Origin of the sequence: Streptomyces sp. NPDC020489, assembly GCF_044386545.1 — a bacterium.
Lineage (GTDB): Bacteria > Actinomycetota > Actinomycetes > Streptomycetales > Streptomycetaceae > Streptomyces.
In genome coordinates, this window is sequence record NZ_JBIRUZ010000001.1 from 254,469 (window position 1) to 275,921 (window position 21,453).

General features: G+C 72.8%; 17 protein-coding genes and 3 tRNA genes. 8 read left to right on the top strand and 12 right to left on the bottom strand.

Annotation, left to right across the window (positions count from 1 at the left end):
* The first annotated feature begins 59 nt into the window (after nt 1-59).
* Nucleotides 60-1,961 carry a DNA primase gene (dnaG, locus tag ACH41F_RS01085; protein WP_391229245.1) on the top strand — a complete coding sequence of 634 codons (1,902 nt, stop codon included), beginning with the start codon at nt 60-62 and terminating at the stop codon, nt 1,959-1,961.
* Nucleotides 1,962-2,064: 103 nt separating this feature from the next.
* Nucleotides 2,065-3,339, top strand: coding sequence for a sigma-70 family RNA polymerase sigma factor (locus ACH41F_RS01090; protein WP_391229248.1), 1,275 nt, complete (start codon nt 2,065-2,067; stop codon nt 3,337-3,339).
* 94 nt (nt 3,340-3,433) lie between these two features.
* On the opposite strand, the gene ACH41F_RS01095 is transcribed toward ACH41F_RS01090, so the two are convergent.
* The 4 genes from ACH41F_RS01095 to ACH41F_RS01110 all read right to left on the bottom strand — a co-directional run bounded on the left by ACH41F_RS01095 (nt 3,434) and on the right by ACH41F_RS01110 (nt 9,092).
* The gene (locus ACH41F_RS01095) at nt 3,434-5,362 is read right to left on the bottom strand and encodes an ABC transporter transmembrane domain-containing protein (protein ID WP_391229250.1); all 1,929 of its coding nucleotides are present in this window, start codon (nt 5,360-5,362) and stop codon (nt 3,434-3,436) included.
* Nucleotides 5,362-7,095 (bottom strand): ABC transporter transmembrane domain-containing protein, encoded by a 1,734-nt coding sequence (locus tag ACH41F_RS01100; protein WP_391229252.1) that lies wholly within the window; start codon nt 7,093-7,095, stop codon nt 5,362-5,364. The genes ACH41F_RS01095 and ACH41F_RS01100 overlap by 1 nt, the downstream gene beginning before the upstream one ends.
* Nucleotides 7,096-7,260: 165 nt before the next feature.
* Entirely contained in the window at nt 7,261-8,700 is a 1,440-nt protein-coding gene (locus tag ACH41F_RS01105; protein ID WP_391229254.1) for an FGGY family carbohydrate kinase, read from the bottom strand.
* 74 nt (nt 8,701-8,774) lie between these two features.
* Complete coding sequence (locus tag ACH41F_RS01110) at nt 8,775-9,092, bottom strand: YtxH domain-containing protein (RefSeq protein ID WP_391229256.1); 318 nt, start codon at nt 9,090-9,092, stop codon at nt 8,775-8,777.
* A 134-nt stretch (nt 9,093-9,226) separates the two neighbouring features.
* Between ACH41F_RS01110 and ACH41F_RS01115 the strand changes: the two genes are divergently transcribed.
* The 3 genes from ACH41F_RS01115 to ACH41F_RS01125 all read left to right on the top strand — a co-directional run bounded on the left by ACH41F_RS01115 (nt 9,227) and on the right by ACH41F_RS01125 (nt 9,632).
* Nucleotides 9,227-9,299, top strand: a tRNA-Asn gene (locus tag ACH41F_RS01115).
* Between the two features lie 6 nt (nt 9,300-9,305).
* A tRNA-Asn gene (locus tag ACH41F_RS01120) sits at nt 9,306-9,378 on the top strand.
* A gap of 180 nt (nt 9,379-9,558) precedes the next feature.
* Nucleotides 9,559-9,632 (top strand) — tRNA-Ile (locus ACH41F_RS01125).
* 79 nt (nt 9,633-9,711) lie between these two features.
* Here the strand turns inward: ACH41F_RS01125 and ACH41F_RS01130 are convergent.
* Nucleotides 9,712-10,407, bottom strand: coding sequence for an anti-sigma factor antagonist (locus ACH41F_RS01130; protein WP_398832010.1), 696 nt, complete (start codon nt 10,405-10,407; stop codon nt 9,712-9,714).
* Nucleotides 10,408-10,543: 136 nt separating this feature from the next.
* On the opposite strand from ACH41F_RS01130, the gene ACH41F_RS01135 reads away from it, so the two are divergent.
* Nucleotides 10,544-10,894, top strand: a complete 351-nt coding sequence (locus ACH41F_RS01135) for a MarR family transcriptional regulator (RefSeq protein ID WP_391229260.1) — start codon at nt 10,544-10,546, stop codon at nt 10,892-10,894.
* Nucleotides 10,895-10,955: 61 nt separating this feature from the next.
* Here ACH41F_RS01135 and ACH41F_RS01140 read toward each other — a convergent pair whose 3' ends face one another.
* Entirely contained in the window at nt 10,956-11,828 is an 873-nt protein-coding gene (locus ACH41F_RS01140; protein ID WP_398832013.1) for an LLM class flavin-dependent oxidoreductase, read from the bottom strand.
* Nucleotides 11,829-11,912: 84 nt separating this feature from the next.
* The gene (locus ACH41F_RS01145) at nt 11,913-12,599 is read right to left on the bottom strand and encodes an ANTAR domain-containing protein (RefSeq protein WP_391229264.1); all 687 of its coding nucleotides are present in this window, start codon (nt 12,597-12,599) and stop codon (nt 11,913-11,915) included.
* A gap of 473 nt (nt 12,600-13,072) precedes the next feature.
* Between ACH41F_RS01145 and ACH41F_RS01150 the strand changes: the two genes are divergently transcribed.
* Nucleotides 13,073-13,996 (top strand): anti-sigma factor RsbA family regulatory protein, encoded by a 924-nt coding sequence (locus ACH41F_RS01150; protein WP_398832018.1) that lies wholly within the window; start codon nt 13,073-13,075, stop codon nt 13,994-13,996.
* Nucleotides 13,997-14,029: 33 nt separating this feature from the next.
* Here ACH41F_RS01150 and ACH41F_RS01155 read toward each other — a convergent pair whose 3' ends face one another.
* The 5 genes from ACH41F_RS01155 to ACH41F_RS01175 form a co-directional block, all read right to left on the bottom strand.
* Nucleotides 14,030-15,439, bottom strand: a complete 1,410-nt coding sequence (locus ACH41F_RS01155) for a GAF domain-containing sensor histidine kinase (protein ID WP_398832021.1) — start codon at nt 15,437-15,439, stop codon at nt 14,030-14,032.
* Between the two features lie 20 nt (nt 15,440-15,459).
* Complete coding sequence (locus ACH41F_RS01160; RefSeq protein ID WP_391229270.1) at nt 15,460-16,503, bottom strand: rod shape-determining protein; 1,044 nt, start codon at nt 16,501-16,503, stop codon at nt 15,460-15,462.
* Nucleotides 16,504-16,679: 176 nt separating this feature from the next.
* Nucleotides 16,680-18,005, bottom strand: coding sequence for a carboxyl transferase domain-containing protein (locus tag ACH41F_RS01165; protein ID WP_398832025.1), 1,326 nt, complete (start codon nt 18,003-18,005; stop codon nt 16,680-16,682).
* Nucleotides 17,998-19,446: an acyl-CoA synthetase gene (locus ACH41F_RS01170; RefSeq protein ID WP_398832027.1), complete on the bottom strand. Its 1,449-nt coding sequence runs from the start codon at nt 19,444-19,446 to the stop codon at nt 17,998-18,000. Before ACH41F_RS01170 ends, ACH41F_RS01165 begins: the two co-directional genes overlap by 8 nt.
* Nucleotides 19,447-19,542: 96 nt before the next feature.
* A complete protein-coding gene (locus ACH41F_RS01175; RefSeq protein WP_391229274.1) occupies nt 19,543-20,409 on the bottom strand; it encodes a GyrI-like domain-containing protein in 867 nt (288 codons plus the stop codon).
* A 159-nt stretch (nt 20,410-20,568) separates the two neighbouring features.
* Here ACH41F_RS01175 and ACH41F_RS01180 point away from each other — a divergent pair, with 159 nt between their 5' ends.
* The gene (locus ACH41F_RS01180) at nt 20,569-21,447 is read left to right on the top strand and encodes a RimK family alpha-L-glutamate ligase (protein WP_391229276.1); all 879 of its coding nucleotides are present in this window, start codon (nt 20,569-20,571) and stop codon (nt 21,445-21,447) included.
* The last annotated feature ends 6 nt before the right edge of the window (nt 21,448-21,453 follow it).

Below are 21,453 nucleotides of genomic sequence, written 5' to 3' on the forward strand. Positions count from 1 at the left end.
GGCCCCGGCGCGGGACCGCTCGCCCCATGAGTGTCAGTTCTGCCCCGTAGAATCACCACGTGGCAGGACGGATCAACGACGAGGACGTGAAGGCGGTACGGGACGCGGTCCCGATCGACGCCGTGGTGTCCGAGTACCTCCAGCTGCGCAACGCGGGCGGCGGCAACCTCAAGGGCCTGTGCCCCTTCCATGACGAGAAGTCGCCGTCCTTCCAGGTCAGCCCGAGCAAGGGCCTCTTCCACTGCTTCGGCTGCCAGGAGGGCGGCGACACCATCACGTTCGTGATGAAGGTCGACCACCTCACCTTCTCGGAGGCGGTCGAGCGCCTCGCCGGCCAGGCCGGCATCACCCTGCGCTACGAGGAGGGCGGCTACAACCCCTCCCACCAGCGCGGGGAGCGCATCCGCCTGGTCGAGGCCCACAAGATCGCCGCCGACTGGTACGTGGAACAGCTCGCCACCAGCCCCGAGGCCGACGCCGGCCGCAAGTTCCTCGCCGAGCGCGGCTTCGACCAGTCCGCCGCCGAGCACTTCTCCGTCGGCTACAGCCCCCAGGGCTGGGACCACCTCACCCGCTACCTGCGCGGCAAGGGCTTCACCGACAAGGAACTGCTGCTCTCCGGACTCGCCCAGGAAGGCCGCCGCGGCCCCATCGACCGCTTCCGCGGCCGGCTGATGTGGCCCATCCGCGACATCGGCGGCGACGTCGTCGGCTTCGGCGCCCGCAAGCTGTACGAGGCGGACACCGGCCCCAAGTACCTGAACACGCCCGACACCCCGATCTACCGCAAGTCCCAGGTCCTCTACGGCATCGACCTCGCCAAGAAGGACATCGCCAAGGCCTCCCGCGCGGTCGTCGTCGAGGGCTACACCGACGTCATGGCCTGCCATCTCGCCGGCGTGACCACCGCCATCGCGACCTGCGGCACCGCCTTCGGCAGCGACCACATCAAGATCCTGCGCCGACTGCTGATGGACAACGGATCGGCCCGCGTGATCTTCACCTTCGACGGCGACGCCGCGGGCCAGAAGGCGGCCCTGCGCGCCTTCGAGGACGACCAGAAGTTCGCCGCCGAGACCTACATCGCCATCGCCCCCGACGGCATGGACCCCTGCGAGCTGCGCCTCGCCAAGGGCGACGAGGCGGTCGCCGACCTGGTCGAACCGCGCACCCCGCTCTTCGAGTTCGCGCTCCGCCAGATCGTCGTCCGCTACGACCTCGACACCCCGGCCGGCCGCGCCGCCGCCCTGGACGAGGCCGCCCCCATCGTCGCCCGCATCAAGAACACCGGCGCCCAGCACGAGGTCGCCGTGCAGCTCGCCGGCATGCTCGGCATCCTCGACACCCAGTTCGTCGTCAAGCGCGTCGCCCAGCTGGCCCGCTGGGCCCGCGACCGCGGCGGCAAGGGCCCGGCCCCGGCCGCGCGCGGCCCCCGGCCCTACGACTCCGCGCCCCGCTCCCACGCCTCAGGACCGGCCCTCAACCTCCGCAACCCCGTCTACGCCACCGAGCGCGAGCTCCTCAAACTCGCCCTCCAGCGCCCCGAGTTGGTCGCCCCGGCGTTCGACGCGTACGGCATCGACGAGTTCACCGCCGCGCCCTACGCCGCCGTACGCCAGGCGATCATGGAGGCGGGCGGCGCCGAGTACGGCGTGCAGGACTCCCAGGACTACCTCGTCCGGGTCCGTGCGGCGGCGCCCGACGACGCGGTGCGCGCCATGGTCACCGAGCTGGCCGTCGAGGCGATCATGCGCCGCACCGTCGACGAGAACTACGCCGGCGAGCAGCTCGTCACCGTCCGCCGCCGCGCCGTCGAGCGCCGCGTCCGCGACATCCAGAGCACGCTCGCCCGCCTCGGCACCCACGGCGACCCCGCCCAGCTGGCCGCCGTACAGAACGAATTGTGGGTGCTCCAGCAGTACGACCAGGCACTGCGCGCGCAAGGAGCCGCAGCTCTCTGACGGTTGGCGTCCGGCAGGGTAACCACGCGGTCACGGAACGGACTCAAAAAGTCACCGCACGCCCCTCGTGGCGGCGATGTGTCGTACTCCACACTGGGTTCCGGTGCCTGAGTCCTCGGAGCGCGGCCGATCCGTCCCCAGCGGGTCCCTGACCCCCGCGGTTCCGCTCATCGCGTGCGGGACGGACAGCGGCGAGGCCGCCGACTCCGCCCCCGAAACAGCGCTGCCGCTCACCTCTGCAGCGATCATCCTGGAGGTCGCCCCCGTGCAGACCCGGACCCTCAACAAGACCGACGCCCGTACCGACGGCACGGACGCGGAGACGGAGACCGGCGTCCTCGCCGCGGTCCCTCCGCAGAGCCGCGTCGCGCACCACCCCGAGGCGGAGCAGGACGAGCCGCCCGCCGGCGCCCTGGAGGGCGCGGAACCCGCCGAGCCGGTGACCCGCGCCCGCCCCGACACCAGCGGCCCCTCCTCCGACCTGTTCCGCCAGTACCTCCGCGAGATCGGCCGCATCCCGCTGCTCACCGCGGCCGAGGAGGTCGAACTCGCGCGGCGCGTCGAGGCCGGTCTGTTCGCCGAGGAGAAGCTCCTCAACACCCCCGACCTGGACAGCCAGTTGGCGCTCGACCTGGACCGTCTGGTCGTCATGGGCCGGATGGCCAAGCGCCGCCTCATCGAGGCGAACCTGCGGCTGGTGGTGTCCGTGGCCAAGCGGTACGTCGGCCGCGGCCTGACCATGCTCGACCTCGTCCAGGAGGGCAACCTGGGCCTGATCAGGGCGGTCGAGAAGTTCGACTACGCCCGCGGCTACAAGTTCTCGACGTACGCGACCTGGTGGATCCGCCAGGCCATGTCCCGGGCCCTCGCCGACCAGGCCCGGACCATCCGCGTCCCCGTCCACGTCGTCGAGCTGATCAACCGGGTCGTCCGCGTCCAGCGCCGCATGCTCCAGGAACGCGGGTACGAACCCACGCCCGAAGAGGTCGCCGCCCATCTCGACCTGGCCCCGGAACGCGTCAGCGAGGTCCTGCGCCTGGCCCAGGAGCCGGTGTCCCTGCACGCGCCGGTGGGCGAGGAGGACGACGTGGCGCTCGGTGACCTCATCGAGGACGGCGACGCGGCCTCGCCGGTGGAGTCGGCGGCGTTCCTGCTCCTCAGGCAGCACCTGGAGGCGGTGCTGTCCACGCTGGGCGAGCGTGAGCGGAAGGTCGTCCAGCTCCGGTACGGCCTGGCCGACGGCCGCCCGCGCACGCTGGAGGAGATCGGCAGGATCTTCGGCGTGACCCGGGAACGGATCAGGCAGATCGAGTCGAAGACCCTGAACAAGCTGCGGGACCACACGTTCGCGGACCAGCTCCGGGGATACCTGGACTGAAACCCCCCAGGCCCCGGGGGCGCGGGGAACTGCGCGACCAGCCACGACGGACCGGCAGACAACCGACGGCCCGTCGCGGCTGGTCGCGGAGCGACTAGTCCACCTCGGCCACCGCCTGCGCGAACTGCGCCTGGTACAGCCGTGCGTACGCCCCGCCGGCCTCCAACAGCTCCGCGTGCGCGCCCTGTTCCACGATCGAACCGTTCTCCATCACCAGGATCGTGTCCGCGTCCCGGATCGTGGAGAGCCGGTGGGCGATGACGAACGACGTCCGCCCGTGGGCCAGTTTCGCCATCGCCTTCTGGATCAGCACCTCGGTGCGAGTGTCCACCGAGGACGTCGCCTCGTCGAGGACCAGGATCACCGGATCGGACAGGAACGCCCGGGCGATGGTGATCAGCTGCTTCTCGCCCGCGCTGACCCCCGACCCCTCGTCGTCGATCACGGTGTCGTACCCGTCGGGCAGCGTCCGGACGAACCGGTCGGCGTGCGCGGCGCGCGCGGCCTCCTCGATCTCGCCCCGGGTGACCTCCCGCGAGGCCCCGTACGCGATGTTCTCAGCGATCGTGCCGCCGAACAGCCAGGTGTCCTGGAGTACCATGCCGATCCCGGCCCGCAGCTCGTCCCGGGACATCCTCGCGATGTCGACGCCGTCGAGGGTGATCCGCCCGCCCGACACCTCGTAGAACCGCATCAGCAGGTTGACCAGCGTGGTCTTGCCCGCGCCGGTCGGCCCGACGATCGCGACCGTGTGCCCGGGTTCGACCTTGAGCGACAGGTCCTCGATGAGCGGCTTGTCCGGGTCGTAGCGGAAGGACACGCCCTCCAGCGCCACCCGCCCGCGCAGCTCGGCGGGCCGCTCGCCCGGCACCGCGTCGGCCTGCTGCTCCTCGGCGTCCAGGAGTTCGAAGACCCGCTCGGCCGAGGCCACCCCGGACTGCACCAGGTTCGCCATGGACGCCACCTGCGTCAGCGGCATCGAGAACTGGCGGGAGTACTGGATGAAGGCCTGCACGTCACCGATGGACAGGGACCCCGAGGCGACCCGCAGACCGCCGACCACCGCGATCAGGACGTAGTTCAGGTTCGACACGAACATCATCAGCGGCTGCATGACCCCGCTGTTGAACTGCGCCTTGAACCCGGCCTCGTACAGCGCCTCGTTCTGCTCGGCGAACTGCCGCGCCGACTCCTCCTGGCGTCCGAACACCTTCACCAGGGTGTGCCCGGTGTACATCTCCTCGACATGCGCGTTGAGCTTGCCGGTCGAGCGCCACTGCTGCACGAAGTGCGGCTGGGACCGCTTGCCGACGCGGGTGGCGACGACGAACGACAGCGGCACCGTCACCAGCGCGACCAGCGCGAGGATCCACGACACCCAGAACATCATCGCGAGCACGCCGATGATGGTGAGCAGCGAGTTGATGAGCTGGCCCATCGACTGGTTCAGGGTCTGCCCGATGTTGTCGATGTCGTTCGTCGCCCGGGACAGCACCTCACCGCGCTGCCGCTTGTCGAAGTACGACAGCGGCAGCCGGGACATCTTCGTCTGCACGTCCTCGCGCATCCGGAACATGGTCCGGTTGACCACCCGGTTCACCAGCCGCGTCGCCACCAGCATCAGCAGCCCGGCGACGACGAACACCCCGAGCGCGAGCAGCAGGACGTGCCCGACGGCGTCGAAGTCGATGCCCTGGCCGGGGGTGAAGTCCGTGCTGCGCAGCATGTCGGCGATCTCGCCGTCACCGCGCTCCCGCATCCCCTTAAGGACCTGCTCCTTCGAGGCGCCGGGCTCCATCTGCCGGCCGACGATGCCCGCGAAGACCAGGTCGGTGGCCTCGCCGAGGATCTTCGGCCCGACGACCGACAGCCCCACGCTCACGAGCACGCAGGCCACCAGCGCGAGGACCGTGAACCGCTCCGGCCGGAACCGGGCGACGAGCCGCCGGCCCGACACCTTGAAGTCCAGCGAACGGTGGTCCGGGCCGGTCCCGGCCATCATGCGCCCCATGGGCCCGGCCATCAGGCAGCCTCCGCTTCCGTGAGCTGGGAGAGCACGATCTCCCGGTAGGTCTCGTTGTCCGCCATCAGTTCGTGATGCCGGCCGGTGCCGACGACCCGTCCCTCGTCGAGCACGACGATCCGGTCGGCGTCCCGGATGGTCGCCACCCGCTGGGCGACGATCACGACGGTCGCCTCGGCGGTCTCCCGGGACAGCGCCGCCCGCAGGGCCGCGTCGGTGGCGTAGTCGAGGGCGGAGAAGGAGTCGTCGAAGAGGTAGATCTCCGGGCGCTGCACGAGCGTACGGGCGATGGCGAGCCGCTGCCGCTGACCGCCGGAGACGTTGGTGCCGCCCTGGGCGATGGGGGAGTCGAGGCCGTTCTCCAGGCGCTCCACGAAGTCCTTGGCCTGCGCCACCTCCAGCGCGTGCCACAGCTCCTCGTCGGTGGCGTCCGGGTTGCCGTAGCGCAGGTTGGTCGCCACGGTCCCCGCGAACAGATACGGCTTCTGCGGGACCATCCCCACGGTCCTCGCCAGCAGCGCGGGGTCGAGGGCCGCCACGCTCTCCCCGTCGACGAGCACCTCCCCGTCGGTGGCGTCGAACAGGCGCGGCACCAGCCCCAGGAGGGTGGACTTGCCGCTGCCGGTCGACCCGATGACGGCGGTCACCTCGCCGGGCCGGGCGACGAGGTCGACATCGCGCAGGACGGGCTCCTCGGCACCCGGGTAGCGGAAGCCCGCCCCGCGGATCTCCAGATGCCCGTGCCGCCGCAGCTCCAGGACCGGGGCCTTGGGCGGGACCACGCTCGAGGAGGTGTCCAGCACCTCCTGGATCCGCTCGGCGCACACCTCGGCGCGCGGCACCATCATGAACATGAAGGTGGCCATCATCACGGACATGACGATCTGCATCAGATAGGCGAGGAACGCGGTGAGGTCACCGATCTGCATCTGGCCGCCGTCGATCCGGTGGGCGCCGAACCACACCACCGCGATGGACGACAGGTTCACCACCGTCATGACCATCGGGAACATCAGCGCGAGGTACCGGCCGGTGCCCAGCGACATCTCGGTGAGTTCGGCGTTGGCCTCCCGGAAGCGGTCCTTCTCGTAGTCGTCGCGGACGAAGGCGCGGATCACCCGGTTGCCGGTGATCTGCTCGCGCAGCACCCGGTTCACCGTGTCGAGGCGCACCTGCATGGTCCGGAACAGCGGCCGCAGCCGGCGCACGATCAGCGTCACGCTGAGGCCGAGCACGGGCACCACCGCGACCAGCACCGCCGACAGCGGCACGTCCAGGCCGAGCGCCAGCACGATGCCGCCCACGCACATGATCGGCGCGGACACCATCAGCGTGAACGTCATCAGGGCCAGCATCTGGACCTGCTGGACGTCGTTGGTGGTCCGGGTGATCAGCGAGGGCGCGCCGAACTGGCCCACCTCGCGGGCGGAGAAGGACTGCACCCGGTCGAACACGGCGGCCCGCATGTCCCGGCCCAGCGCCGAGGCCGTCCGGGCGCCGTAGTACACGGCCCCGATGTTGCACACGACCTGGATCAGCGAGATGCCGATCATCAGGGCGCCGAAGGACAGGATGTAACCGGTGTCGCCCTTGACGACGCCGCTGTCGATGATGTCCGCGTTCAGCGTGGGCAGGTAGAGGGTGGCGCAGGTCTGGAGGAACTGGAGCACCACCAGCAGGGTGATGGGTTTTCGGTAGGGCCTGAGATAGGTCCGCAGAAGTCGTATGAGCACGCTGGGTCTCTCGGAGTCGGCGACAGGGGCCGGAGGTGGTTGCCCCTGGCCCCTATCGTCGGACACTCCACCCGCGTTACCTCAACCGATTAAGCCGACAGCGGTGCTCCGTACGGCCTTACGGGTAGAGAAAGCGCCGGGTTCCTACCGGTGTCTTACCTTCCGTCACGACCGGAAGGCCCCCGGATGCGTCTGCTCCCGCACCGACACGAACTGCTGCCGCACCGCCTGCCCGACCGCCAGCTCCTCACCGGGCTCCAGGATCTGCGCGGCCGCCCCCTGCCAGGCCGGCGGGGTCCGCGGGTCGAGCGTGCCCTGCGACACCCCGAGCGCCCAGGCGGCCTGCCGAGCGGCACCCCGCGCCGCGTAGTCCGCGGGCTGCGGTACGACGACCTGCGTCCCGAAGATCGCCGGCGCCGCCGCCTGCACGGCCGACAGCTCCGCGGCCGCGCCCAGCAGGAAGACCCGGCGCACCTCCACGCCCCGGCCGCGCAGGACGTCCAGGGCGTCGGCGAGCCCGCACAGCATGCCCTCGAAGGCGGCGCGCGCGAGGTGCTCCGCCTTCATGGACTCCCTGCGCAGTCCGGCGAGCGTCCCGGCGGTGTGCGGCAGGCTGGGCGTCCGCTCGCCCTCCAGATAGGGCAGCAGCACCAGACCGTGGGAACCGGGGGTCGACTTCATCGCCAGCTCGGACAGGCTCTCCAGGTCGGGCAGCCCGAGGAGCTCGGCGGTGCCGCGCAGGGTCCGTACCGCGTTCAGGGTGGTGACGACCGGCAGGTGCATGCCGGTGGCGTCGGCGAGGGAGGTGATCATCCCGCTGTTGTCGTAGAGGGCCTCGGGGTGCACCGCCATGACGGAGCCGGAGGCCCCGAGGGAGACGACGGCGTCGCCGAGCCCGATGCCGAGCCCGAAGGCGGCGGCCATGGTCTCGCCCGTCCCGGCGGAGATCAGCAGCCCCTCCGGTGTCGTACCGGCGGCCTCGGCGGGGCCGATCACCTCGGGCAGCATCGCCTGGTGGCCGAGGGCGAGCTCGACGAGGTCGGTGCGGTAGGCGCCGGTGGCGGCGGACCAGTAGCCGGTGCCGGAGGCGCCGCCGCGGTCGGTGGTCCGGCGCACCGGACGGCCGAGGAGCTGCCACACCAGCCAGTCGTGCGCCTGGAGCAGGACGGCGGTGCGCAGCGCGGCGTCGGGCTCGTTCTTCACGAGCCAGCGCAGTTTGGTGACGGGCTGCGCGGCCTGCGGGACACATCCCACGGCCTGCGCCCACGCCTCGCGCCCACCGAGCGCGTCGACGAGGTCGACAGCCGCGACCTGGGCGCGCTTGTCGCCGCCGACGAGGGCGGGGCGGACGGTGTTGCCCTGGGCGTCCAGCGGCACCAGGGCGTTCTGCTGGGCCGACACGCCGATGGCCTGCACGCCCTCGAGGAGTCCGCCGCCCGCGGCCTCGCCGAGGGACAGCAGCCAGGCCTGGGGATCGATGTCGGAAGGCCGGCCTTCGACCGGATGCGGCGCGTACCCCTGTTTGAGTACGGCGCCCGTGTCTGCGTCACAGACGACGATACGAGTGAAATCGGGCGAACTGTCCAACCCGGCGACTATCCCCATGGCCAAAATTCTGCCGCACCGCGGGGGGTGGCCGTACCCGGTGAAGGTACGGCCGACCGATTATGAGTCCGTTGTCACGTACTACTGGTCCCGGTGCCGGTGCCCCAGTCGTCCGCGGCCGCCCCGTTGGTGTTCCGGTCCCGCAGGGATCGCACCCGCTGGGTCACCGACTCCGGAACCCGGTCGCCCACCTTCTCGCTCACCGCGTGGTACGCCTTGCCGGCGAACTGGCGGCCCTGCTGGGCGGCCGACTCGGCGGTGTTGCGGACCGCGGGGTTCTGGGAGACCTGACGTGCCGACTTCTTCAACTGTTCATAGCGTTCCCGTCCGGCCCGGGTCCCCAGCACGTAACCCAGTGCCAGCCCGGTGACGAACGTGAGCTTGAAGCGCATGGCGGAGCCACCCTTCCCTCGTGGAGGAGTACCGATTGGCGGAGCACCCCCCTGCTTGCGCTAATGTATGTGTCGCAGCGAACGCCCGCCCTCTGGCGACTACCCAGGGAGCTACGTTCGATGCAACGAGGCATTCCTCCGTAGCTCAATTGGCAGAGCAGCCGGCTGTTAACCGGCAGGTTACTGGTTCGAGTCCAGTCGGGGGAGCTTCGATCTTCCGTAGCTCAATTGGCAGAGCAGCCGGCTGTTAACCGGCAGGTTACTGGTTCGAGTCCAGTCGGGAGAGCACACGGACAAGGACCCCCTCGGGGGTCCTTTTTCATGTGATCACCCCTGCGCCCGGGAACCGTGCAGGTCACGGCGGAGTCCTTCAGGGCATGCGAAGTCGACCGTACGAAGCAGGAGATCGTATGAGCGGCTATGCTGCGGCAGACGGCGCGCACACATGTACGCGACACGCCGCTATGGGGCGGTAGCTCAGCCGGTTAGAGCAGCGGACTCATAATCCGCCGGCCGTGGGTTCGAGTCCCACCCGCCCCACCGTGCAGGCCCCTGGCCTGCGGAAACGTTTACTTCGGGCTGTCGGATCGCCCGCGCCGCCGGGTCCGGGCGGGCGCCCTCAGTTCTTCGCTTCGGCTCGTTCCGCCGTCACGTGGGCCACCGCGGTGGAGAGTTGTTGGCGGGTGGCCTCCGGCAGGGCTTCGCCGCGGATCGAGTCCACCAACTGCTGTGCGCCGCGGTGCAGCTTGGTGTTGGTGTTCTGGGAGGTCATCACCAGGACGTTCCAGGCCTCCTCCGCGGTGAGCGAGAAGGTGGCCATCAGGATGCCGCGGGCCTGGTCGGTCAGGCCCCGTGTCTGCATGGCGCGCCGCAGCTGGGCGGCCTCGACCCGGGGGTCCGGCGCGGTGGCGTGGCCCTGCTGAGGCTGCGCTTCGGCCTCCGGGTCGAACAGGGGCAGGGTGCCGGTGAGGGAGAACACCCGCGCGGCGGCCGGGCTGAGGCGCCGGATCGTGGCCGTCTTGTACTGGTCCAGTGCCTGCTGCCGGATGCCCAGCAGGACGTTGAGCCCGGAGCAGTCGCAGAAGTCGACGCCGCCCAGGTCCAGGTCGATGCCCTTGCCGGAGTCGTCGAGCGCCGAGCGCAGGGCGTGCTGGAGGGTCTGGTCCGCGGCGAGGTCGAGGTCCCCGCTGAGCGTGACCACCGTCCGGTCGCCGTCGGGGCGGGCGCAGACCGTCAGCCGGGCCGAGCCGTCACCACCGACGAGCCTGGTGCATCCGTGGTCCGGTCCGGCACAGCAGGGTGCCGACTTGGGCATGGTCCTCTCCCCACGGCTGGGTACACCCGTCTTCCCGACCTCATCAGCGTCCCCCGCGCACGGACCTACGTCAAGCGATACGTGAAATTGTTTTCGTGTGTTTTCATGCGTGAATCCTCAGGCGTACGATGCCCACATGAGTGGAGCGACGGAATCGCACACGGGCTGGACCTTCATCACCAACCACGCGCGCGTCCTGGCCGCCATCGCCGAGAACCAGAGCGCGCGGGTCCGGGACATCGCGGCGCACTGCCGGCTCACGGAACGCGCCGTCCAGAAGATCATTTCGGATCTGGAGCGCAGCGGTTACCTGTCCCACACGCGCGAGGGGCGGACCAACACCTACCGGATCGAGCAGGGGAAGGTCCTGCGCCATCCGGCCGAGGCCGGCCTGACCGTGGCCGCCCTGCTGGCGCTGCTGATCCAGGTGGACGGGGAGCACGAGGTCCTGCCCCGCGCCGGGACGGCGGCCGTCGAAGAGGCCTGAGCGGGCGGGGGCACGCGCGACGACGCGGGCCCCGGACGGGACCCGCGTCGCGGAGTGCGGGTCAGCGCCGGGCGGCCTCAAGGACCGCTTCCAGCTGCCGCAGCGGCTCCGCGCCGACGAACCGGAGGACGACGGTGTCGGCGCCCGACTCCTCGAGCGCGGCGATCCGTTCCGCGGCCCCGGCGGCGTCACCGGAGACGGTGAAGACCTCCTCCTGAGGGCGGCCCAACCAGGCGCCGTGCCCCTCGGTGTGCGGGTGCAGGGCCCGCGCGACCTCCTCGGGGTCGTCGCCGACACAGGCGAACGCGAACACGTTCAGCGTGTGGTCGTCGCCCGCACCGCCCTTGGCCAGCAGCGCCCGTACCTGCTCCAGGTCCCGCGGGCCGTGGCCCTCGGCGATCAGCGTGCCGTCCGCGACCCGACCGGACAGCTCCAGCGAGCGCGGCCGTACCACCCCCGCCACCACCGGCGGCGGCTCGGCGGGCGGATGCACGAGCTCGATGCCGTCGATCCGCACCTCCCGCCCGTCCACCGTGACCCGCTCCCCGCGCAGCAGCGCCCGTACCGCGGTGATCGTCTCCTCCAGCAGGGCCAGCGGAGAGCGCGGCGCCACCCCGACCTGCTCCATCCACTCCCGTACGCCATGGCCGATCCCGGCCACCAGCCGGCCCGGGAACACCCGTGCCAGCGTGGCCAGTTCCATCGCCAGCAGGGCCGGGCTGCGCAGCGGCGCCGGGGCGATCCCGATGCCCACCCGCAGCCGCTCGGTCGCGCCCAGCGCCACGCCCGCCGCCGACACCCCGCCGTACCAGCGCAGGTCCTCCACCACCCACAGGTCGTCCGCGCCGAGCGCCTCGGCCCGGCGCGCGAACCCGGGCAGCTCCTCGGGGGCCCAGTCGCGGTCGTACATCACACCGATCCGGAGATTCGTCATGCGACGGAACCTACGGTCCGGCCGAAGAGGTGATCAACGGCTTTGCCGGTGCGGGGTCGGCTTTCGGCCCCCGCCGAGGGCCGCTCAGTCCAGACAGCTGCGGACCGCCGTGCGCAACGCCGTGCGCACCTCCTCCGGCGGCGGCGGGCCGTCGGGCCTGGTGCCGGCGGTGAGGGCCTCCGCGACGGAGCGCAGCTTGGTGTTGGACAGCTGGGAGGTGGTCCGCAGAATGGCCCAGGCCTCCTCGGGGGTGCAGGAGTGGGCGGCCATCAGTATGCCGCGGGCCTGGTCGATGACGGGCCGCGAGACGATCGCCTGGCGCAGCTGCTCGACCTCCTCGCGCAGCAGCTGGATCTGTTCCGTGCGCTCCAGGGCGACCGCGGAGGACGCCGGGGGAGCGGGCTCCGTGTCGTCCGGGCGGGGGGCCGTGTGCAGCGGGTCGGTGGTGTCCAGGCCGGCGAGTTCGAGGATCCGGCGCGGCTGGCCGGTCCAGTGCGAGGTGGTCACCGGGACGTGCCGGCGGTGGCGGTAGTCGTCCAGGAGCTCCAGGAACTGGAGCCCGGCCGTGTCCATGAACACCACGCCGGTCATGTCCAGCTCGACCCGGTGGACCTCGTCCGGCAGCGCCGACAGGGCCGCCTCCAGGACCCGCGCGCAGCCGTGCACCAGCTCGCCCCGCGGTCGCAGCTCGGCCCGGCCCGCGTCCGTGCGGGCGTCGATGACCAGGGTGTTCAGGCGCCGTGCGAGTGGTGTGTGTGCCGCTGAGCTCATCTCCCCGTCCCGTCGGTCCCCTACCGTCGTCACGCTGACGGCCCTCCTTCGCGCCACCGGTCCTGGACGGATGCACAGCGTCAGCCCCGCGGGGGCCCGGCGGTGCCGCTCATGCGCCTGCCCGACCCGGCACGGGCTACACCTGGGGCGGACGGGGGAGTGGGAGCTTCCCGGCGGGGTAGACGCCTGGGTGCCCGGACGCGGCCTGCGCGCCGCGGGCGAGGTGGCCGCGGCCACTCACGGGAATCTCGGGAGCGCGCGCTGGAGCGGACGGTGGGCGCGTGTGCCGACGTGTACGGTCTGGAGCTGTCCGCCGTGATGTTCGTCGATGTCACGGGCGCTGACGCCCTCGCGGCCGCCGCACGGCGTCTGGAGGAGGGTCGGTTGTTGGAGTCGCACGGTCCGCCGCCCATGCCCAGCCGGACTCCTGAGCTGCTTTGGCCAGGACTGTCCGGGAGCGAGGGGTCGTCGTCGTGAGCGCCCCGTTCCTGCACCCCGCGCTCTTCTACGGCGACGCCCAGGAGTACCTCGCCGGCACGGTCCCCTTCGTCCGCGAGGGTCTGGAGGCGGGCGAGCCGGTCGCCGTGGCCGTACCGGGCGACAACCTCGGGCTGATCCGCGACGCGCTCGGCACCGACGCCGACACGGTACGGCTCCTGGACATGCGCGAGGCCGGCCGCAATCCCGGCCGGATCATCCCCGGCGTGCTGCGTGCCTTCGCCGACGCCCAGCCGCCCGGACGCCGGGTGCGGATCATCGGCGAGCCGATCTGGGCCGGCCGCACCAGCGGCGAGTACCCCGCCTGCGTCCAGCACGAGGCGCTGATCAACGCGGCCTTCGCGGACCGGCACGCCACCATCCTGTGCCCCTACGACGTCCGGCGCCTGGACGAGACGGTGCTCGCCGACGCCTGGGCCACCCACCCCACCGTCATCCCCTCCGGCGGCGGGCCGGAACGGCGGAGCGACGCGTACGCCCCCGACGCGGTGGTGGACCGTTGCAACGAGCCGCTGTCCGTCGTCCCGGACGTGCTCTGCCTAGGCTTCGACGCGGGGTCGCTCTCCGCGGTCCGCCATCTCGCGACCGCCGAGGGCGCGCGGCTCGGGCTGACCGGGATCGCGCTGGAGAACCTCGCCCTGGTCGCGGCCGAGCTGACCACCAACAGCGTGGTGCACGGGGGCGGTGCGGGGACGCTGCGGGTGTGGAGCGAGGACGGGTACGCGCTCTGCGAGGTCCGGGACGCGGGGCGCCTCGCCGACCCGCTGGCCGGACGGCGGCCCCCGGCGCGCGACCAGCGCGGCGGACGCGGGCTGCTGCTGGTCAACCTGGTCGCCGATCTGGTGCGGACGCACACCGGGGAGGACGGCACCACCGTGCGGTGCTGGTTCGCCCGCTGACCGCGTCGGTCCCGCCGACCTGCCCGGCCGTGCTCAGAGCGGCGCCTGCCAGGTCACCGTCGTCCCCGTGCCCGCGCCGTCGGCCGTCCCCTCGTCGGCCGCCCCGTCGTCGTGCACGGTCAGCCGTACGCCCTCCCGGCCGTCCGGCAGGGTCGCCGTCGCGTCGACCGTGACCTCGATACGGCCGACGCCGGGCCGGCGGGAGGCGGTGGCCAGGGCGCGGCGCAGGGCGGTCAGGAGGCCGGCGGTCGCTTCTGGGACGCGGCTCTCGACGGCGCCGGTGAACCGGGTGGACGGGGCGAAGCCCAGCAGGGCGGCCGCCCCCGCGGTCTCCCGGAGCACCTTGCCCCGGAACGTCGTCGGGGCGTCCGCGGGCGGCTGCTGGAGGGCGAAGATCGTCGTACGGACCTCCTGGACGGTGGACTGGAGTTCGTCGACCGCCCGGCCCAGCGTCTCGTGGACCTCGTCCTCCTCGGTGCGGCGCTGGGCGGACTCCAGCATCATGCCGGTGGCGAACAGCCGCTGGACGACCAGGTCGTGCAGGTCCCGGGCGATGCGGTCACGGTCCTCGAAGACCGCGAGCAGCTCCCGGCTGTGCTGGGCGTCGGCGAGGACCAGGGCGAGCGCGGCCTGCGAGGCGAACTGCACCGCGAGGAGCCGCTCGACGGAGGTGTACGGGCGGTCGCCGCGCCGGCGGGGCAGGGCGAGGGTGCCGATCAGCCGGCCGTCCGCCTGGAGCGGCAGCATCATGCTGGGCCCGAACCGGTGCCGGACATGTGTCGTCATGCGCGGGTCGGTCGCCGAGTCGTCGACGAACACCGGTTCACCGCCGAGGAGTTGTTCCAGGACCGGGCTGCCGGGCGCGATGGTCGTACCGACGATGTCGCCCGGGTCGTCGTGCGTCGACGCCGTCACGATCTCCATGCCGCCCTCCTCGGTGGGGTGCAGGATGACGCCCGCGCAGGCGTCGGCGAGGAGCCGGGCGCGTTCGGCGACCGTGGTGAGCGCGTCGGCCGCGGGGCCCTCGCCGAGCAGCGCGGTGGTGACGGCGGCCGCGCCCTCGATCCACCGCTCACGCTGCCGGGCCGCCTCGTAGAGCCGGGCGTTGCCGATGGCGATGCCGGCCTGGACGGCGAGGACGTGCAGGAGCTGCTCGTCCTCGGCGGTGAACCGGTCCTTCCCGGCGAGGTGGAGCCTGCCGAACTCCTCGTCCTGGACATGGATCGGCACCGTCAGGCAGGCGGTGGCGGACGGCACGGTGCCCGGGGTGCGGATCTCGCTGAGTCCGTCCTGCCCCGGGTCGGCCGTGCCGAGCGCGGCGTACCGGGCGCCGGTGAGCTCGGCGGCGGCGTCCACGATGTGCTGGAGGGTGGTGCGCAGTTCGAGGTCGGTGCCGACGCCGAGGACGGCTTCCAGGAGCGGGGGGAGGAGGGCTTCGGGCATGGCCGGGGCCGGCGATCGGCTCAGTCGGTCAGCGGGCTCAGCGCGAGCGGTTCGATACGGCCCTCCAGCATCGCGCCGAGTCCCTCCACCGCGCACACCTCGGGCCGCTCGGCGATGTGCACCGGCATGCCGGTGGCGTGCCGCAGCATCTGGTCGAAGCCGGGGAGCAGGGCGCTGCCGCCGACCATCATGATCCCGCGGTCGGCGAGGTCGGCCACCAGGTCGGGCGGGCAGTCCCGCAGCACCTTGCCGATGCCGTCGAGCACGGCGGTCAGCGGGGTCTGGATCGCGTCCCGGACGGCGGCGGTGTCGACCTGGACGGAACGGGCGAGGCCGGTGGCGACGTCCCGTCCGTGGATCTCGGTGGAGGCGGGGCCGGAGGGGGTGAGGCCGTTGCCGGACAGGGCGAGTTGCAGCGGTCGTACGGACTGGCTCGGCAGCATCAGCTCGTGCTGGTGGCGCAGGTGCTGCACGATCGCGTGGTCCACGGCCTCGCCGCCGACGGGGATGCGGACGGCGTTGACGATCGAGCCGAGCGAGAGCACGGCGACCTGGGTGGCCGCGGCGCCGCAGACCAGCACCATGGTGGCCTCGGGCCGCTCCACGGGCAGTCCGCAGCCGACGGCGGCGGCGATCAGCGTGTCGACCAGTTCCACCCGCCGGGCGCCCAGTCCGACCAGCGTCTCGATGCAGGCGCGCTGGGCGAGGGGGTCCGCGTCGTGCGGGGTGCAGGCTGCGGCGCGCAGGATCGGCTTGCGCCGCAGCGAGCGGCGGATCTTGTCGCCGAGCAGGTGCCGGAGCATGCGCTGGGCCATCTCGATGTCGACGACGGTCCCGCCGGAGACGGGCCGTACGACCCGGATGTAGTCCGGCGTCCGGCCCGTCATCTTCTCCGCGAACTCGCCCACCGCGATCAGCGCACCGGTCCGGGTGTTCACGGCGGCGACGGACGGCTGGTCGACGACGAGCCCGGCGCCCTTCACGTACACCCGCGTCCTCGCCGCGCCCAGGTCGACGGCGAAGTGGCAGCGACGCAGCTGCTCCAGACTGGCGGTGGCGGTCATGGGCAGGTCCTCCCGAGAACACAGACCGTGGCCGCGCCGGGCGGCGGGGCTCACTGGCATCGTGCGAGGGGCGGGGGTGGGGCGCCTTCTGGAGGGGGCCGGGTGGGGCGCGACTGAATGGGGGGTTTTGTCTGTTATGTCCGATGTAAGCGTCACATAAAGGTCTTGACGTGGGGTCAGTCGGTACGGATCACTCCCAGCTCCGCCAGGTCCTGGGGCCGCAGACGCAGGTGGTCCGCGGTGGCCGCCGTCTCCTCCGGGGGCCGTTTCAGGATGGCCGCCGCCGACTCCGGGGCGATCACCGAGAAGTAGCTGTCCGGGGCGGCCCAGGTGGCGCCGGGGGCGGCGAGCGCGAGGGCGCCGCCGGAGCCGCCCTCGCCGATGAGCAGCGTGGTGATCGGGGTGCGGACGGTGGCCACTGCGTCGAACAGGTCGGCGATCGCCGCCCCCGCGCCCTGGCGCTCGGCCTCCGCGTCGTTGGCGGCGCCCGGGGTGTCGACCAGGGTCAGGACCGGGATGCCGAGCCGGTCCGCGAGGCGGATCAGCCGGGCGGCGGTGCGGTAGCCGGCCGGGCGGGTCGCGGTGCCGGTCTGTGCGGCGTAGGCGACCGTCCGGCCCGCGTGCTCCCCGAAGCCGCACAGCATCCCCGGGTCCGTGCCGCCGCAGCGGTCGCCGGAGATCGCGACGCGGTGGGTGAAGCAGGCGTCCAGGTAGCGGTCGGCGCGGGGCCGCCGGGGGGAGCGGGCGCGCTGGACCGCCTCCCAGCCGGTGCGCGGCAGGCCGGGTGCGGGGGGCGGGCCGGGGTGGCGGGGCAGCGGTGCCTCCGCGGCCGGGGAGGTCAGCAGGCGCAGCCAGCGGCCGAGGGTGCGGCGCAGGTCCTCCGGCCGGACGAGGGCGTCGGCGGCGCCCGCCGCCACCTGGGCCTCGGCCGTGTACGCCGCCGGGTCCGCGTCCGGGGGGCGGACCCGGGAGCCCGCGAAACCGACCTGGGCGCCCGGCAGGGCGAGGACGACGTCGGCGCCCGCGCCCAGGGTGGCCCAGCCGCCCCCGGTGGTGGGGTCCCTCAGGACCGCGATCTGGGGCAGGCCCGCCGCCCGGGTGAGCGCCGACTGCCGGGCCACGCGCTGGAGTTGGGTCAGGGCGAGCATGCCCTCCTGCATCCGGCTGCCGCCCGTGGCGACCAGCGGGACGACCGGCAGGCGGTGGGCGCGCGCGTAGCCGTACGCCGCCTCCAGGCGGTCGCCGGTGAGCACGCCCAGGGAGCCGCCGAGGTAGCCGAACTCGAAGGCGAGCAGGACCGCTCGCACCCCCTGGACGTGCCCCGTGCCGCACACCACGGACTCCGCCTCGCCGGTGCGCTCGCGCGCCCGGGCGCGTGCGGCGTCGTAGCCCGCCCAGGCGAGCGGGCCGTCGGGCCCCCACTCGCCCTCGGGGGTGGGCAGTTCGGTGAAGTCGTCCGTGACCTGGGTGAGGAAGGCGCGGGCGGAGCTGCGGTCAGTCACGGGGCAGCGCCCGCTTCATGATCTTCCCCATGTCGTTGCGCGGGAGGGCGTCCAGGTGGCGGACGACCCGGGGCCGCTTGTGCGGGGCGAGCCGCCGGGCCACGTGGTGGGCCAACTCCTCGGTGCCGGGCGGCGACTGGGGATCCGCCGGCACGATCCAGGCGACGATCCGCTCGCCCAGGTCGGCGTCCGGCTCCCCGGTGACCGCCGCCTCCCGCACCCCGGGGTGCTCCAGGAGCGCGTTCTCGATCTCACCCGCCCCGATCTTGTACCCCCCGCTCTTGATCAGGTCGGTGGCCTTCCGGCCGACGATCCGGACGTAGCCGTCGGCGTCGCGCACCGCCATGTCGCCGGTGCGGAACCAGCCGTCCGCGGTGAACGCGGCCGCCGTGGCGTCGGGCCGGTCGAGGTACCCGGTGAACAGGTTCGGGCCGCGCACCTGGATCTCGCCGACCGTCTCCCCGTCGTACGAGGCGATCGGCGTCCCGTCCTCCTCCACCAGCCGCAGCTCCACCCCGGGCAGGGGCACCCCGACCGTGCCCGGGCGGGCCTCGCCGTCCGCGCGGACGCTGGTGTTCATCAGGGTCTCCGTCATGCCGTAGCGCTCGATGACGTGGCGGCCGGTCGCGGCGGCGATCCGCTCGTGGTCGTGCACGGGCAGCGCGGCGGAGCCGGAGACCAGCAGCCGGGCCCGGCCCAGTGCCTTCGCCAGCTGCGGGTCGGCGGGCAGGGCCTGGGCGATCCGGTGGTACATCGTGGGGACGCCGAACAGCAGGGTCGCGCCGTCGTTCAGCTCGCGGGCCACGCCCTCGGGGCTGAACCGGCCGAGGTGGCGGACCGAGCCGCCGCGGCGCAGCGGGCCGAGGACGCCGAGCACCAGGCCGTGCACATGGAACAGGGGCAGGCCGTGGACGAGGACGTCGTCGCCGGTCCACTCCCAGGCGTCCGCCAGCGCGTCCAGCGTCGAGGCGATCGCCCGGCGGGGGATGACCGCGCCCTTGGGCGGGCCCGTGGTGCCGGAGGTGTAGACGACCAGGGCGGGGGCGGTGTCCTCGGCGCCGGCGTCGGCGACGGGCCCGCCGGTGCGGTCGAGGGTGACGTCCAGGCGCGGCACGTCCCGCACCGGGGAGGGCAGTTCGTCGCCCGGGGCGGCCAGGACCAGGGTCGGCGCGCTGTCCGACAGGATGTGGCCGAGCTCCCCCTCGCCCGACTTCGGGTTCAGCGGAACGGCCGGGACGCCCGCCCGGAGCGCCGCGACCACGGCGACGGCGGTCTCCAGGGCCGGGGTCGCCCAGACGGCGACGCGGCCGGCGTCCCGCAGCTGGCCCGCGAGGACGCCGGTCACGGCGGCCAGCTCCCCGTAGGTCAGGGAGCGGTCGCCGAACCGCAGGGCGGGCCGGTGCGCCGGGGCGTCGGTCAGGGCCGGGAAGAGAGGGGTCACGCGGCGTACTCCTTCAGGATCTTTCGGGGCGGCGTTCTCCGGTACCGCTCCTACCCGATGCCCCGTGCCCGGACGCCCGCCCGCCGTCCGTCCGGGTCAGACGGGTGTGCACTCCACCGGGATCCACAGCTCCGCGTCCGCCTCGGCCGCGTCCGGGGACAGGCGGGTGCGCAGCAGCTCGGGGCCCGGGCGGCTGCGGTACGGGTTGGACGGGAACCACTGGGTGAACACGTCCCGCCACAGGTGTTGGAGCGTCTGCGGGAAGGGGCCGGAGTTCTCGAACACCGCCCAGGTGCCGGCCGGCACGGTGAGCGAGTCCAGGTCCCCGGGCGCGTCCGCGCCGGTCACCACCCCGTGGTAGTAGTCGAGTTCGGTGCCCTCGGCCCGGCTCGGGTCGAGGTCGTCACTGACCCCCACGATCCCGCGCGGCTCCTGGTCCGCGAGGCCCTCCAGGCGCCGCAGCGTCTCCTGGTCGATGCCCCGGATGAACGCGACCAGGGCCGGGTTCATCCCCTCGTGCACCAGGGGGACGCGTGCCTTGCGGCCGACCACCCGGAACTCGTCCTTCTCCACGATCCGATAGCGCATGCTGCTGTTCCCTTCGACGGTGAGGCGGAAGGAGAGCCGGGGCTGGGACCGCAGGCTCGCACCGGAGCGCCGGGCCTCGCCCGGACCGACGCCGTGCAGGGCGCGGAACGCCCGCGCGAACGCCTCGCCGGACGTGTAGCCGTAGCGCACCGCGATCTCCAGCAGCGTCCGGTCCCCGGCCAGCACCTCCGCGCCGGCGACGGTGAGCCGTCTGCGCCGGATGTACTCCGACAGCGGCATCCCCGCCAGCGCGGAGAACAGCCGCCGCAGGTGGTACTCCGACGTCGTCGCGATCCGCGCCAGGTCGGCCGCCTCGATCCGCTGGTCGAGCCGCTGCTCGATGTGCTCCATGGCCTCGTTCAGCCCGTCCAGCACCCCGGTCTCCTTCCCTTTCGTTTCCTCACGTTAGGAAGGACCCACCCTGCCGGACCCGACATCCTGTGCCCGATCAGGTCGGGTCGAACCGGGTTGCCGGGGGCGTGGGGGACCTGGCTAGCCTGCGGAGGTCAGTGCCGTAGCAGAAGGGACCCCGTCGTGCCCCGAGTCGCCCTCGTCACCTACGACCCCCGGCCCGAGCCGCACCGTGACCGCGACCTGCCCGTGCTGGTGGACGCCCTGCGGGCGGCCGGGGCCGGGGCGGACGCCGTGTTCTGGGACGACGCCGGCGTCGACTGGGGCGGCTACGACCTGGCCGTCATCCGGTCCACCTGGGACTACAGCTGGCGGGCCGCCGAGTTCGTGGCGTGGGCGCAGCGGTGCGGCAAGGCCACCCGGCTCGCCAACCCGGCCGGGGTCGTGCGGTGGAACACCGACAAGCGCTACCTCGGGGAGCTGGCAGCGGCCGGGGTGCCCACCGTGCCCACGCGCTATCTGGCGCCCGGTGACCCGGCCGACCTCCCCGACGAGGGCGAGTACGTCGTCAAGCCGACCTCCGGGGCGGGCGCCCGGTACGCCGCGCGGTACACGCCGGACCGGCGCGAGACCGCCGTACGGCAGCTGGCGCGGATGGGCGAGGAGGGGCTCACCGCGATGGTGCAGCCGTACATGCGGGGCATCGACACCGGCGGGGAGCGGGCGCTGGTGTACGTCGGGGGACGGTTCCTGCACGCCAGCCGCAAGCGGGCCGTGCTGGCGCCCGGTACGGCCTTCGACGCGGACAAGGTCGCCCACCCCGGCCTGGAGCCGTGGACCGCGACCCCGGCCGAACTCGCCGTCGCCGAGCGCGCCCTGGCCGCCGTACCGGAGGCTCCCGAGCTGCTGTACGCGCGCGTGGACCTCGTCGACGGCGACGACGGACAGCCGCGGGTGATGGAGCTGGAACTGGTCGAGCCGAATCTCTTCCTCGACCTGCACCCGCGGTCCGTGCCCGTCGTCGTGGCGGCGATCCTGGAGGCGGCCTCCGGGCGCTCCTGAACCCCG